This is a genomic window from Verrucomicrobium sp. BvORR106 (assembly GCF_000739655.1).
Classification (GTDB): domain Bacteria; phylum Verrucomicrobiota; class Verrucomicrobiia; order Verrucomicrobiales; family Verrucomicrobiaceae; genus Verrucomicrobium.
Genome location: NZ_BATR01000181.1, coordinates 20237 through 34328, shown reverse-complemented (window position 1 = coordinate 34328; position 14092 = coordinate 20237). Strand labels below are relative to the sequence as shown.

The following is a 14092-nucleotide window of genomic DNA, read 5'->3' as shown; positions in this document are numbered from 1 at the left end:
GGGGAATCAGGCACCTTCGTTCAGGTCAAAGAGGAAGCCCTGGCACGGGACCGTGCTGCCCAGGTACTGGAAGGTGTCCATGGCGTCGAACTGGGTGACCAGCCGGTAGCGTGGCTTGAAATGCGCCAGGAACTTCGGCCGGGACAGGAAGCGCATGGGGTACTTCACCGGGTAGATCACGCCTGACACCGTCTGGACGGCGATCGTGTCCGGCTTGGCGTCATTCAGCCATACTGGCGTGCGATCCACCAGCACATGGGATGCTCCCCAGGAGATCATGTGGTCCAGCCAGGCATCGGGATCATCCAGGAACTGAAGCACACCCGACAAAAGCAGGATATCCGCGCACTGACCTTCAAAGCAATCATGCCCCTCAGCGGCGAAGCGCAAGGTGCCGTCTTCGAAGTCTTCCCGCCCTGCTCTGACGAACGCTGGCTGCTCGACCACACACCATTGCGCCACCCAATCCGCACCCAGCATGGACCGGGTTTGAAAGTAAGTGCTGCCCAAGGCTCCGCCAAAGTCCAGGATTCGCACCGGCCTGCCTTTGAGTCGTGCCGCCCGATAGATGGCGGAGAGCACCGGCCAGGGGGGCTCCAGCACGTCGAACGTGATGCTGTCCCGCTCATACGCGGCTTTCCCCTCCTTCACCCGGAGAGCGGCACTGCGTACCTGCTCTACGATTTGAGGGGAGGCGTAACCCTCGCCGCAGAGGGCTGCGGCCTCGGACCAGGAGGCATGAGGGCCGGTGAAGATCACCTCATGGCGGGGCATCGGAGTCTGTACCACGGGGGGAGGCTCGGGCTTGCTGAATGCCGCAGTCACCGTCGATTTCAGCCGGGAGAACACGCCGGAGGTTTTACCTGCGGACGGCTGCTGCTTGCACGCCTTCCGCCAGAGTTTAACGCAGGCGGGATGCTCTTCGGGCTTGGGCCAGACAGTCGGGAGAGGCGGGCTGGCCTGGAGCGGGGGATTGCGCCAGCTGCCGTGGTCACTGCTGGTGATCTGGGCGGCCGTACCCGCCACCTCATAGTCCACCATGCTGTGGGGAGGGCGCAGGCAGAGGCCCTGATGAACCATGTGCCAGTAGAGCCAGCAGCCAACCCAGAAGGTACCGTCCTCTCGGGAATGCAGCAGATTGGGGAGGTCATCGCCGTACTTACGGGACCAGATGCCATTCTGGTGGCACTGGCGAAGCAGGGACGAGGGCTCGGCCAGCTCCATGCCCTGCCAGGCCCGACGCCAGGTGCCCCAGCTTCGATACTCGGCCCGGCCGTCGAAGTAGGGTTGTTCTTTGTCATCGGGCGGCGTGATCCGCGGGTGGGTCCATCCCGTGACGCTCATGACTTCCGCGTGGTCGCGATACTCGTGCAGTGCCTGGGCCAGGTAGGCGTAGGTACCAGGCACCGTAGCGAGGTGGTCCTCATACACGATGGCGGACTCATGCGTCTCGAACAACTCCGCCATCCCCAGAATGATGGATTTGCTGATGCCCAAATGCGCCTTCCGCTCTGTGAGCTTCGTCTGGCACCAGTCCATCTGGGCGAGGACCTGGCGAATTGACTCCCCGGCCGAGACATCCTCAGCCTTGGCGGGGCCATCCAGGAAGACGTGCACCAGAGGTGCCTGATCGCGGCGCAGGCATTCGATGACTCTGTGGAAGAGATCGGGGCGATTGTGAGCGAATACGGCGACCGGAACCGGTGGAGTCATGGGGTGGAGAGCTGGCTATCATTCTCCACAGGCAGAGCCTACTGCAATCAGAAACCCATTCGACGGCCAATATCGAAGCTCGAAAGGCTTGTATCCGGGTGCGAATGGCAAGTCTGGGCTGCATGAGCACAAAAACCTCATACGATGTGATTGACGTTGGTCGGCAATCTGGAAAAGGTGGAGAGGTTTTTCCATTGAAATCAAAACAGAACCGCTATGAATCGCCTTAAGATTGGCTCCATCCTCGCCCTCCTCATTGGACCGTTTATCATCGTTATGAACCTGCTTGAGATCAACGAGAAGAAGGTCATTGACCGGGAGGGGATCGAGGCCACGGCCATCCCCGTCTCGAAGCTGGAACGCCGGGGGCGCAAAGGCGGACGTACGTACAAGCTGGAGGTTGAGTTCCCCACGAAGAGCGACGGGGTGCAGACGGCACAGGTAGAGGTCTCCAAGGAGCTCTACGAGAACATCGAGTCCCGCCCAGTCCTGAAGGTCAAGTACCTGGAGAAGAAGCCCACGCAGGTGATCGTGCTGGGCGAACCGCTGGGCAAGCCAGAGCTCACGTATGTCGGCATTGGGGTGCTGGCCCTTGGCCTCTTCGGCACCTGGTGGCACTTCATTCGCAAGTAGGCAGAGGGGGCTGGCCGCTGCCTGATGGCGGTGACGGTGGGCAACTCTGTGCTTTATTCAGTTGGACCGCGTGAAGAATTTCAGTTGTTTGTGTGCTCCACTTGCTGTCGAGTTCAGGAGCCTTTGAGCGTCGCTTCGTTGGTGGCACCCGGACTGATACCTGCAACGATGAAATTCAAACACGACAATCGTCCTCCCGTAACAGTGACTCAGTTGGCTACCTTCGAAGCCGAGCTCGGCTTCGCGTTGCCACCCTCATATCGCGAGTTCCTCCTCCATCACAATGGCGGACGTCCGTCCCTCCCCCGGTTTTACATTCCCGATTGCGAGAGCTATGCGCTGGTCGATGACCTTATGGGCGTCTATAGGGAAGAGGCAGCCATCGATATTTGGATGGATGAGTTGGAGGAACACCGAGGGAGGTTTCTGCCCATCGGTCTCGACTCAGAAGGGAATCTGTTGCTCCTGGAGATCGAATCCGGAAAGATCTATTATTGGGACAGCGGCCGCTACTTTGACGATTCAACCGACGAAGTGAACACCTGTTGGGTCGCTGATGATTTTGGAAGTTTCATCAGCGGGTTGACGGGGCGGTAGATGGTGGGGACGGGGGAATCCCTGAAGACGAGCTGTTGAAGAGCCTTCCCAAGATGCTGTCGCGATCTGCATATGTTGGAATAGGCACTGCGGTCGTGATTGCGATGACCGTAATCTGTTATCGCGTTGTGCGGGTCACTCGTGGTGTGGTGCTAGACAGAGAGGAATTTGCGTGGGGGGAAGTCGAAGTGAGGAAGGTGCCAAAATTGGACGGGCTTTTTAACTTTTTGACCAGCTTGGTAAGCGTTGATGCTGTAAATTAGCGCTATCAGATCGAAGCAGGGAGCGGATCGAGGAAGCCTGCCACCTGGAGATATTATTTTCCTGATGAGAGCCTGTACTCGGCAAGAATCGAGAAGCAGAACGAACTCGGTAGCAAGTTTTCAGTCTTCTTTGGACGTGGTTTGCGGGTGGACTGCACTGTGAGTGTTGAGGGTAAGAGCCCTTCAAGTGTGCATGCATTGTGGAGTGAGGAATGGGTGAGGCGTGATCGCACGCCTCGATGAGCAATAACTGCCGGCCGTCCAGGGTTGGATATTGAGGCGGGCTCGGGGAGCGTACGCATCTTGCCGGGAACGCCAGGCTGAGATGCCTCTGACGTTGCGGATGGCGACAAGGTGTTTCCTCCTTTGCTCGGCAAAAGCGGAAGACTGGCTGTTCCAAGACATCAGACATGCTCCGCGAGAAAGCGACGAAACTCCTCCGCATGCTTTGCTGCAAATTGGAAGTATAAGACCTGCAATTCCGGCGATTTGACGTCTTCTGGAAAACCCAAATCGATGATGGCATCCCAAATGTGGCCGTCATCAGCGTGGATGCGCTCGACACGCTCCTCGAAAGTTCCGGGTACCCCAGCGGGGCCAAATAGTTCTACACATTTGCGCAGACGCCAAACCTGGACTTCGTCACCGATGGCGGTCAGAACTTCAATGTCGTTCGCCACTTCATCTCCTTCGTGCTCCAGGTATTGCTCGAATCCGAGATTGCTCCACGTCATCATCTCGATGGCTCTGACAAAGTGCTGCACGACCTTCGGCAGGCGCACGCGGCCGTCCTTGGGGTAGGACAGATCGAGGATTTTCCAATGAAAGTTGGGAGGAAGGTCGAGGTGGTAACAGCGTGCTTTGGCGGCTCCAATTTGAGCCTCACCATAGTAGGGGAAGTTCTTCTCGACCTCTTCGATCCACAGTGGAACTGAGGGATGATGCTGCAATGCCATGTTGCAGAGAATCTCGCTGCAAAGGCTGTTGTCTATGTAGCTGTCGGCCAACGCAAGAGGCTGAATCTCTTCAATCCATGGTACCAGATCCATCTTGAGTGGATGCCCAAGATCGTTCAAGGCGCGCAGCACCAAGGGTAAGTCTGGGTTGTTCAGCCGCAGCACATTCGGGTGGGTGAGGTGGAGAATAGTCCGTTCGCGATTCAACAGGGGAAGAATTTCAATGGCAGTCTGGGATGCAAACTCAGACTGCTGGGGCTGATCCTTCTTTTTTTGGCGGCGAAAACTGTGCTTTAGAACCTCTGCAATGGCGTCCCCCAGAGAGTCGCTGAATTCGACCGTCGCTCTTTTTCCGCGAAAGGCACTGCGAATCCCTGACAAGACATCGGACCGCACCTGCCACGAAGGCTGTGCCAGGGCTTCGATCAAGGCGGTCACGGCGGCGCTGCTTCCCAGAGTTGCCAGCTCGCAGGCAGCCAATTGGTCGCCTTTCTTTGCTTCACGGGCGAGTTTTGCCAGTCTTCCCGGCAGGGGATCGAGGGTGTATTTTTTTGGCATGGACGGACAGCAATGGGGACGTCAATGTACCTCGGGATGCTTGCGGCGAATAACTCGAGTCTTGAAATGGATCGGGGGAATTCGCGGCAGCAAGAATCCCATTTTCCGTCGGTGGTTGTCCAGTAGAGACGTTGAGGGAGTGTGTAGCAGGTCCCGCGGTTTTTGACATGTACCGGTGCAACCTTGCCGGAAGTCGTGGGATCCTTAGGGCATTCAAGGTGTGAAGGCCGCTATGCCCCGTATCGCACCTGATCGAATCGTGATGGGGTGCCCCAAGGTAGACTCGATCGAGGCCCGTCAACCTTGGGCTGGGCTACAAATCCCCTTCAGCGTCAATAACCGATTAAAATCGGAACAGTGTTCCAGGGAAGTTGGGATGCCGGAGGCGACGTCGCTGGCATCCGCTCCGGGATGCAATACTGAATCTGATCTTCCGGAGGTTTCAGTCGCTACGCTCCTTCAACCGTCCGGCTAATGGCTTTGATGCCTCCGGCATCGGGCAATTCGGGCGGGGCCACCATCAGATCGTCAAAGTCGACAAGCCAACTTCTCGATGAGGGATTAACTTCGACTGAGGCTGATAAATGCAGATGGTCCGTCGAAGTTCTTCCTCGAAGAGGAAATGGCTACAAGCCCCACGTTGACGAGCTTCCAGCGAGTCTACGTTGGGTGGGGGATGTTGAGAGCTTCTACTCCGAAGGAGTTGCGGCGGTCCAATGGCTGTGTCGCAGGCTGAGTCGCCAATAACTCTGTTCCCGTCTAGCGATTGCAGGAAATCACAAGGGTCGCCAAAGCGGCGTCGAGCCGCACGCACTCCAAGACGCTTCGCGACGTTCGTCAGCGCTGGAGCAAACAAGTCCAGTCTGCCGATTGGCGCTTGCCAATCGGCGGTACAGCAGACTGCCAGCCTGCGCTACGGTCGCTTCCTCATCCCGCTGTGCCCAAGAAGGCTGCCAGCGGACTCGTAGCTGAGGCGTTCTCAGTGGCATTGGCGATGCCAATCTCATAGGCGGCGCGGCCGGCTTCGACCGCGGCGTGGAAGGCCTGACCCATGCGGACGGGATCAGAGGCGACGGCGATGGCGGTGTTCACCAGGACGGCGTCGGCACCCATTTCCATGGCTTCGGCAGCGTGGCTGGGCACGCCGATGCCGGCGTCCACCACCACGGGAACGGTGGCCTGCTCGATGATGATCTCGATCTGGCGGCGGGTGGTGATGCCCTGGTGGGAGCCGATGGGGGAGCCCAGGGGCATCACGGTGGCGGTGCCGATGTCCTGCAGGCGCTTGGCCAGGACGGGGTCGGCATTGATATAGGGCAGGACGGTGAAGCCTTCTTTGACGAGGATCTCCGCCGCCTTGAATGTCTCCACGGGATCAGGGAGGAGGTAGCGGGGATCCGGGTGGATCTCCAGCTTCACCCAGTTGGGCAGGCCGGCGGCGACAGCGAGACGGGCAAGGCGGACGGCCTCCTCCGCGTTCAGGGCACCGCTGGTGTTGGGTAGCAGGAGATAACGATCCTGGGGGATGTAGTCCAGGATGTTGGCAAAGGGGTCTTTCTTCCCGGTCAGGTCCGCACGACGCAGGGCCACGGTGACGATCTCACACCCGCTGGAGGCCAGGGCATCCCGCATGAGTTCGCCAGAGGAGAACTTGCCGGTGCCAAGCATGAGCCGGGAGCGGAAGGTGCGGCCGGCAATGGTGAGAGAGGTCGTGGTGAGGCTCATTGAATCGTGCGGATACTGAGGGAAGGAGACAGAAGACTGGGGAAGGGGAGCGGAAGGGATCAGGCGAGCTGCACGCGGCGGAGCAGTTCGTCCAGGGGCAGCTGCATGCCGATGTAGAAGTCGCCGAACTCGGCGTACTTGGAGCTTACCTCATCGAACCGCATCTGATACACGATGCCCTTGATGTGGTAGGTGTCGTGGGCCAGCAGGGTGACGCCCCACTCCATGAGGTCCAGCCCGGTGGAGCCCGTGATGAGCTGGCGCACCTTGCCATGCCACTGGCGGCCGATCCGGGCGTGGCCCAGCATGAGTTCCTTGCGGGCGTCGCTGGAGAGGTCGTACCAGTTGTTCACGTCATTGCGACGCTTGCTCATGGGGTAGAAGCAGACCACCGGCCAGTCGGCCATGTTCGGGTAGAGGCGGTCCTCGTTGTACTTGGCCATGCGGGCGCGCCACTCACCCAGGCGGAGGTCCAGGGTGTTGGTGCTGTCCAAATCGTTGGGGTTCAGCACCATCTCCGTGCCGTGTTCCTGCTGAGCCTGGAGTTCCTTCACGAGCTGCTGTTTGTACTCCTCCTCTGAGGTGGCGTACTCGCTGAGCTCCGTCATGGAAAGGTAGCTGTAGGTGGGCTGGAGGACATCCGCGCCGAGGGAGAGCGTGAGTTCTTTCTCAAAGCGGTTCGCATCCTGGAGGTCGGGCGTGAGCAGCATGAACCCGAGGTCCGCCTTGGGGGTGGCGACACTGAAGGTGAGGAGCTGGGTACGGGGATGGGAGCGGATCGTCTGGATCAGCTCCGTGAAGCGCGTCTTGGCTTCGCGTTGCTCGTCGTCGCTCATCATGCGCCAGAGGCCGTGGTCGATCGTGTAGAACAGGTGCAGCACGTGCAGACCCTCCACGGGGACGAGAGGTTTCACTACAGAGGCGGGTGCGGCGGCGGGAAAGGGTGTCGTGGACATGATGTGGAGTAAGGGAAGTCTGGAAGACAGAACGTTCCGGGGGTGCAACAAAGCGCGGTTTCCCCCGATTTTCAAAAAAAGGTTTGAAAGGGGGGCGGGGGACGGTATTTTGCGGCCGACCTAAACTTCTCATCAAACATGGCAGACGTTGGCAACAAGTATCAGCAGAACACCACGGGCAAATACTACGTGGATGACCAGTGCATTGACTGCGATCTCTGCCGTGAAACGGCACCTGCTAATTTCACCCGTGATGACGACGGCGGTCACAGCTTCGTGCACAAGCAGCCCGAGAACGACGAAGAGTTCCGCCTTTGCGAGGAAGCAATGGCCGGATGCCCGGTCGAAGCCATCGGCGACGACGGCGAATAATCGCCCATCGCTTGCTGGCAGACTCCTCGCCAGAGCTTGAATTTCCCCATCACGCCTTCGCAAAGGGGGCGTGATTTTTATTGCGCAAAAGGTTTGGTCTGCGGGTATGTTCTGCCATGCGCTATGCGACGCGACAGCAGCGGCTCCGACACGACCTCATCACGAAGTGGCGAGGACTCGAAGGGGAGCCGTTGAATGAACTCCCCACTCTGGACGTGGGGCATCTCATTCCCTCCATCTTAAAGGAGTGGAAGCTGGACGAACAGCTTCGCGAAGATGATGTGGCGGCTGCCTGGCAGGTGATTGTGGGTGAGTTCATCTCCCGCCACACCGCGCCCGATGGCATCAAGCGCGGCGTTTTGACGCTGCGAGTGCTCCAGCCAGCCATTCATCACACTCTCATGATGGAAAAAGGGGCGATTTTGCGGAAACTGCAGGAAAGGTTTGGCAGCGGGACCATCCGGGACATCCGATTCCGGCATGGCTGAGTGTTGGAATGCTGCATTGGGGGTGAATGACTAAAACATGACCTGGAAAGAGTTCGTTCAAGTTGCCCGGGTGCGTGCCGTCGAAGAGACGGATCGCGACGGTCAGATCTGGAGTGATGACGCGCTGCGGGCGGTCACTCAGGAAGTGGTGCGAAAAGGGGACGTGAGCGTGGACCAACTCCTGGTCCGTCGCGCCAGGCTCCTGGCCGGGCGGGCGCTCCAGCCAGGGTGGGGATCGCGTCTGACCCCGCCCTCCCTGCCGCGCTGGCTCGTGACCACAGGCTGGATCATCGCCTTCCTCGTGGGCTGGTGGCTGGCGGCTCTCGGGCAGGAGAGTGAGATCAATCTGCTCTCCCTCCCGCTGATCGGCATCATCGTGTGGAACCTTGTCGTGGTGCTGCTTAGCCTGCTCCCGGTTTCGAAGGGAGCGGCTCCGGCCTGGACGCAAAAGCTGGTGTCCAAGATCGACCGTCTGCCCGTGGAGGCGGATCCCGCCAGCACTCCGGCGGGCATTGGATTGCAGCGCTTTATGGCGCTGACCTCAGCGGCGGCGTTGCGCCGTTTTTATTTGCGGTTCCGGGCCTGGTTTCACATCGGGGCGGCGATTTTGGCGCTGGGCAGCGTTTCCGGGATGTATGCCCGCGGCTGGTCCAAGGAGTACCGGGCGGTGTGGGAGAGCACCTTGCTGAACGAGCGGGGGGCACAAGAGTTTTTCTCACTGCTCTTTACCCCGGCCTCGGCCGTGACGGGGAAACCGATCCCTCTGGACCAACTGCCGCAGATGCATCGTCGGGCAGATACCGCCGCTCCCGCTCCGGGGGAGGCCCTGCCATGGATTCATCTCTACGCTGCGACCTTGGGGCTACTCGTGGTTGTTCCCCGTGCCCTGCTGGTGCTGCTGGAGAGATTTCGCACCACGCGCATTTCGGATGCGGAAATCAACTCCTCAGACTGGCAGGCCTATGCCCACCGACTGCGATCTGTGGTGCCGGGGGCGGGAGCGGGGGCGATGGTGCTGACCCATGGGTTGGCCCACGATGCGAGTTCCCGCAATCGCTGGCGGCAGCTCGCCCACCAGCAGTGGCGGGACGTCGGGGAGATCGATTACCACAGCGTGCCCGTCGGGGCGGAGGCGGATTTTGTCGCCACCCTTCCATCCACCGGGGCACGATGCCTGCTCGTGTTTAACATGGCCTCCGTCCCAGAGGAGGAGATTCAGCGCTGGCTCGTGGAGGCACTTCTCAATCGCATGAAGAACGACAAATCATCTGCGGTGTTTCTTTCTGTGGCCCTGGACGACGCCGATCTGAGGAAGCGCTGGTCCGGGTTCGCCGATGGAGAGAAGCGTCTCGCGGACAAGGCCCAGTCCTGGCGGGCCGTGATGCAGGGCCTTAATGTGAACTGGGTCTGATGAATCCCCTTGCCGCAGACCGAATCCCGACTTTGGACAAAGCCACACGCGCCGTGCCGAAAACGATCACCCTCAGCCTTATCTCCCATACCAACGCCGGCAAGACCACGCTGGCTCGCACCCTCCTGCGTCGGGATGTGGGGGAGGTGCGGGATGCTGCCCACGTCACGCTGTACAACACCTCCTACACCCTGATGGAGGCAGAGGATGCCACGCTGGTCCTCTGGGACACGCCTGGCTTCGGGGACTCGTCCCGCCTGCTCAAGCGGCTCCAGCGCATGGAGCGGCCCCTGGCGTGGTTCTTCACGCAGATGTGGGACCGCTTCACCGACATGCCGCTCTGGTGCAGCCAGCAGGCCCTGCGGAACGTGCGGGAGGATGCCGATGTGGTGCTCTACCTCGTGAATGCCAGCGAGAGCCTGGCCGGCGGCACCTTTGTGGAGCCGGAGATGGAAATCCTGGGGTGGCTGGGCAAGCCCGTCCTGGTGCTGCTGAACCAGACGGGAGCCCCACGCCCTTCAGAAGAGGAGGCGGCGGAGGAGAAGGTGTGGAAATCCCACCTGGAAAAGTTTCCGATCGTGAAGGCGGTGCTGAACATGGACGCCTTCTCCCGTTGCTGGGTGCAGGAGGGCGAGCTTCTGGACACACTGGACGAGGTGTTGCCAGCAGAACGTAAGGAGATCTTTGCCAAAATCGAGAAAGCCTGGACCCGGCGCAACGAGGAAGTGTTCCACCGGTCGATGCGTGCCCTGGCTCATCAACTGACGGCCAATGCCCTGGATGGCGTGAGCGTCAAGCCAGAGAGTTTCTTGCAAAAGCTGGGCTTCCAGAGGGGGCAGATCGAGTCCGAGTGGAGCGAGGCCCGCCAGAAGCTCAGCCAGTCCCTGGCGGCCCGGGCAGAGCAGACGATGAACGAACTCATCGCCCTCCACGATCTGGAAGGGGCCGACGAGGAAGGGGAGATGCTCAAGGCGGCCCGGCAGGACTTTTCGACCCCTCAGCACGTGGAGGCTGCAGTTTGGGGTGCTCTGAGCGGTATCGCCTCTGGGGCCCTCGCGGGGCTTGTGGTGGATCTTAAGGCTGGCGGGCTTACCTTTGGTGGTGGAGCCTTGATCGGAGGCATCAGCGGCGGCCTGGGGGCTTATGCGCTCATCAAGAGCTACCACCTCGTCCGGGGAGACGACAACAAGCTGCATTGGTCCAAGGAACATTTCCGGGAGCAAGTGAAGCTGGCCCTGCTGAGCTACCTGGCGGTGGCGCACTTCGGCAGGGGGCGCGGGGCCTGGAAGCGTGACCCCCGGCCCGCGCACTGGCAGCAGGAGGTGTCCGTCATCGTCGAGGCTCTCAAGGACAAGGTGGACTCCGTGTGGATGCGCTCCTCCAAGAAGGAAGTGGGCGTGGGTAGCCTGAATGAGGAGATGGAGACCATGGTAGTGGAACTGGGGACCGTGGTCCTGGCGCACCTGTATCCCAAGGCGGGGTTGCAATCACTGTAAGAGCTTATCCGAGGAGCGGCAGTCCATGTGGGCGCCCGTGGACCTGCGGTCCAGCGACGGGCTTCTGCTGCCCTCCCAGGGCCCAGAAAAAGAGAGGCTCTCCGGCCTTTCGACCGGAGAGCCAGCGATCCAGCAACCAATACGAGGATCGGAACGAAAGGAAACAGCAAACCAGGCTGCGCCCAATCGGCCTGCCAAACTTAGAGTCCGCAGAACAAGGGAATCTTAAAATCTTTTGAGGGGGCGTCAATCCTAACAGGTCACTTTTTCAAAAACAGGTTCTGTTTATCATTTATGCGAACCGAGTGTCGAGAGTGAAGCATGTATATTTTATTATTTTTCGGATTGACATAGATATATGCCATCTGTGGCAAGTAATGAAAACCTAATGATTCCGTCCAAAAAGTGTCCAAACTGGCCTGTGGAGACGGTGTGAACGCACTGATTTCCAAGGCTCAATTTGGTGCTCACGGCCACGTCTCTGCCTGATAGATTTCAGCTCTGGGAGGCGTTCAATCGCCCCGCCCGTGCTGGCATCATCGAGCAGGAGACAGGCACTTCGTACCGACTTGCAGTCTGCAGAAGTCTTAGTCGATTCGCCCTCTGCCCATCCCACAACTTCCCATGCTTACTCTCACACGCCTTTACGGCCTGCTGGCCGTTGCAGCTCTGGTACAAGGAGGCACCTCCCAGGCTGCCGAAACGAAGGACGCTCATCAATGGTCCGTCTGGCGCGGTCCTTTGCAGACCGGTGTTTCCCTTGAGCACTACAAAGGAGGCAAGCTGAGTCCCACCCCGCTCTGGGTGCATGATTCCGCTGGCCGTGGATCTCCAGTGGTGGCGGATGGCAAAGTTTTCTCCTGGGGCTACAAGGGCAAGGACAAGGAGTTGGTGGAGACCCTCACCTGCATGGATGCCAAGACGGGCAAGGCTCTCTGGGAGCATGAGTTCAAGGATTTCCTGAGCGACACCGTGTATGACCGTTATTCCATCGGGGCACCAGCGGTGGATCCTGTGACGAAGCGCGTTTATCTCATCACGCACTACGGTATTTTCGTCTGTTTCGATTTCGAGGGGAAAGAACAGTGGCGCATCTCCACCATGGAGGACTTCGGTCGCATGAGCTTCCCGAACTCCCGCGTGGGCACGCCGGTGATCGAAGGCGATCTGGTGATCATTCACGGCATCACCTCCAACTGGGGTGCAGATGGTCCTGCTGCAGACCGCTTCTACGCCTATGACAAGATCACCGGGGAACTGGTCTGGTGGTCCATGCCCGGCGTGAGCCCCCCGGTGGACAGCTCCTTCTCGACGCCGGTTTTTGAAACTCGCGACGGCAAGCGCGTCTTCTACAGCGGCACGGGCTGCGGCAACATCGTGTGTGTGAATGCCCGCAACGGCAAACCCCTCTGGCGCTGGCAGGCATGCAAGAACGGGGTGAACGCCTCAGTGCTTCTCTACAAGGGCAACCTCATCTCCGTACACGGGGATGAAAACGTGGACTCCACGGACAAGGGGCGCCTCGCCTCCATCAAGCTTCCTGAAACCCTGGCTCCTGCCGCCCCTGGCGCTGAAACCACGGTGCTGGAAACGGCCAAGGTTGAAAACTGGCGCAACCACATCGGGTCCAGCAACGGCTCACCCATCATCGTGGGGAACCAGGTTTATCAGGTGGATGACACCGGGGTGCTGAACGCAGTAAACGCCGATACCGGTGAGATCGAGTGGACCAAGAAGATGGCCACCGCCAACATTCACGCGTCCCTTTCCTATGCCAATGGCTGGATCTTCGCCGCCCTGCTTGATGGCCGTCTGGTGGTGCTCAAGCCCGGTGCCAAAGATGCTGAGATCATCTCAGAAGTGAAGCTGGAAGGCCAGTGCCTCGGTACGCCGATCGTGTTCGACGGTCACGTGTACGTCCATACCACCGCCAAGTTCTACTGCTTCCAGATTGAGAACAAAGGCATCACTTGGGACAAGGCTCCGGTGGTGGAGGTGCCCAAGGCCGGTCCGGCCAAGGCGTTGCAGATCATCCCGACAGAAGTGGTGCTCACCCCCGGCCACAAGCAGAGCTTCCGCGTGCGCAGCACGGACGCCAACGGCTTCGTGGTGGGTGACGTGAAGAACGTGAAGTGGGAGAGCTTCATCCCCCCGACCGCCAAGGTGAAAAGCACCATGGATGCGAGCTTCAATGAAGCGGGTGAATTGGTGGCAACTCCTGAAGCCAAGCTCTCCGCTGGTGCCTTCAAGGCCACGGGTGAAGGCGGCATCTTCGGCACCATCCGCGGCCGTGTGCTCCAGGGTCTGCCCATCAACATGACCTTCAACGATGTGGAACTGCATGAAGAGCAGCCCGCTGAACATATTAAGTTCTCGTACCCTCCGCTCCCCTGGATCGGTGCTCGCTTCAAGTTCGACGTGCGCGAACTGAATGGCGAGAAGGTGTTCGCGAAGACCTTTGACCGCATCCTCTTCCAGCGGGCGACGACTTTCATCGCGCCCAGCAACCTGTCCAACTACACCCTGCAGGCGGATGTGCTCACGGACGGCAGCGCCCGTGTGAAATCGGATATCGGTCTCATCAACCAGCGCTACTCCATCGTGTTGCGCGGCAACGCCGGCCAGCTGGAGGTGAGCTCCAACCTGGAGCGTCTGAAGGAAGTGGTGCCTTACAAGATCATCGCCAACAAGTGGTACACGCTGAAGACGCGTGTGGATTCGAACCCCGATGGCAGTGGTGTGGTCAAAGCCAAAGCTTGGGAAAAAGGCCAACCAGAGCCAGAAGCTTGGACGATCGAAGTGCCGGTCTCCATGGCACACAAGGAAGGTGCCCCTGGGATCTTCAGCTTCACCCCGCTCAACCAGAAGCGCGCCTATCTGGACAACATCTCCGTCACCTCCAACAAATAACCCCGGGCTGTACG

Annotated in this window: 11 protein-coding genes; 7 read left to right on the top strand and 4 right to left on the bottom strand. The window is 59.6% G+C overall.

Annotated elements, in window-relative coordinates:
- Positions 1–6 precede the first annotated feature (6 nt).
- Positions 7–1713, bottom strand: coding sequence for a methyltransferase, TIGR04325 family (locus BV106_RS36570; protein ID WP_051946682.1), 1707 nt, complete (start codon positions 1711–1713; stop codon positions 7–9).
- 216 nt (positions 1714–1929) lie between these two features.
- Here BV106_RS36570 and BV106_RS31975 point away from each other — a divergent pair, with 216 nt between their 5' ends.
- Positions 1930–2346, top strand: coding sequence for a hypothetical protein (locus tag BV106_RS31975; protein WP_038171740.1), 417 nt, complete (start codon positions 1930–1932; stop codon positions 2344–2346).
- Between the two features lie 168 nt (positions 2347–2514).
- Positions 2515–2943, top strand: a complete 429-nt coding sequence (locus BV106_RS31970) for an SMI1/KNR4 family protein (protein WP_051946680.1) — start codon at positions 2515–2517, stop codon at positions 2941–2943.
- A gap of 667 nt (positions 2944–3610) precedes the next feature.
- Here the strand turns inward: BV106_RS31970 and BV106_RS31960 are convergent.
- The 3 genes from BV106_RS31960 to hemQ form a co-directional block, all read right to left on the bottom strand.
- The gene (locus tag BV106_RS31960) at positions 3611–4720 is read right to left on the bottom strand and encodes a hypothetical protein (protein ID WP_038171734.1); all 1110 of its coding nucleotides are present in this window, start codon (positions 4718–4720) and stop codon (positions 3611–3613) included.
- Between the two features lie 927 nt (positions 4721–5647).
- Positions 5648–6445 (bottom strand): thiazole synthase, encoded by a 798-nt coding sequence (locus BV106_RS31955; RefSeq protein ID WP_038171731.1) that lies wholly within the window; start codon positions 6443–6445, stop codon positions 5648–5650.
- Between the two features lie 59 nt (positions 6446–6504).
- Positions 6505–7401, bottom strand: coding sequence for a hydrogen peroxide-dependent heme synthase (gene hemQ / locus BV106_RS31950; RefSeq protein WP_038171728.1), 897 nt, complete (start codon positions 7399–7401; stop codon positions 6505–6507).
- 138 nt (positions 7402–7539) lie between these two features.
- Between hemQ and BV106_RS31945 the strand changes: the two genes are divergently transcribed.
- The 5 genes from BV106_RS31945 (at position 7540) to BV106_RS31925 (ending at position 14078) form a co-directional block, all read left to right on the top strand.
- A complete protein-coding gene (locus BV106_RS31945; protein WP_038171726.1) occupies positions 7540–7773 on the top strand; it encodes a ferredoxin in 234 nt (77 codons plus the stop codon).
- A gap of 116 nt (positions 7774–7889) precedes the next feature.
- Positions 7890–8261: a DUF721 domain-containing protein gene (locus BV106_RS31940; RefSeq protein WP_038171724.1), complete on the top strand. Its 372-nt coding sequence runs from the start codon at positions 7890–7892 to the stop codon at positions 8259–8261.
- A gap of 37 nt (positions 8262–8298) precedes the next feature.
- Positions 8299–9672, top strand: coding sequence for a DUF2868 domain-containing protein (locus BV106_RS31935; RefSeq protein ID WP_038171722.1), 1374 nt, complete (start codon positions 8299–8301; stop codon positions 9670–9672).
- Entirely contained in the window at positions 9672–11168 is a 1497-nt protein-coding gene (locus BV106_RS31930) for a DUF3482 domain-containing protein (protein ID WP_051946677.1), read from the top strand. Before BV106_RS31935 ends, BV106_RS31930 begins: the two co-directional genes overlap by 1 nt.
- Before the next feature lie 624 nt (positions 11169–11792).
- Complete coding sequence (locus BV106_RS31925; RefSeq protein WP_038171719.1) at positions 11793–14078, top strand: PQQ-binding-like beta-propeller repeat protein; 2286 nt, start codon at positions 11793–11795, stop codon at positions 14076–14078.
- The last annotated feature ends 14 nt before the right edge of the window (positions 14079–14092 follow it).

What these genes read in the sequence shown, in the direction of transcription:
- BV106_RS36570 (WP_051946682.1), bottom strand. Translation starts at nt 1,713, where the DNA reads ATGACTCCACCGGTTCCGGTCGCCGTATTCGCTCACAATCGCCCCGAT.
- hemQ (WP_038171728.1), bottom strand. Translation starts at nt 7,401, where the DNA reads ATGTCCACGACACCCTTTCCCGCCGCCGCACCCGCCTCTGTAGTGAAA.
- BV106_RS31970 (WP_051946680.1), top strand. Translation starts at nt 2,515, where the DNA reads ATGAAATTCAAACACGACAATCGTCCTCCCGTAACAGTGACTCAGTTG.
- BV106_RS31955 (WP_038171731.1), bottom strand. Translation starts at nt 6,445, where the DNA reads ATGAGCCTCACCACGACCTCTCTCACCATTGCCGGCCGCACCTTCCGC.
- BV106_RS31925 (WP_038171719.1), top strand. Translation starts at nt 11,793, where the DNA reads ATGCTTACTCTCACACGCCTTTACGGCCTGCTGGCCGTTGCAGCTCTG.
- BV106_RS31960 (WP_038171734.1), bottom strand. Translation starts at nt 4,720, where the DNA reads ATGCCAAAAAAATACACCCTCGATCCCCTGCCGGGAAGACTGGCAAAA.
- BV106_RS31935 (WP_038171722.1), top strand. Translation starts at nt 8,299, where the DNA reads ATGACCTGGAAAGAGTTCGTTCAAGTTGCCCGGGTGCGTGCCGTCGAA.
- BV106_RS31975 (WP_038171740.1), top strand. Translation starts at nt 1,930, where the DNA reads ATGAATCGCCTTAAGATTGGCTCCATCCTCGCCCTCCTCATTGGACCG.
- BV106_RS31940 (WP_038171724.1), top strand. Translation starts at nt 7,890, where the DNA reads ATGCGCTATGCGACGCGACAGCAGCGGCTCCGACACGACCTCATCACG.
- BV106_RS31930 (WP_051946677.1), top strand. Translation starts at nt 9,672, where the DNA reads ATGAATCCCCTTGCCGCAGACCGAATCCCGACTTTGGACAAAGCCACA.
- BV106_RS31945 (WP_038171726.1), top strand. Translation starts at nt 7,540, where the DNA reads ATGGCAGACGTTGGCAACAAGTATCAGCAGAACACCACGGGCAAATAC.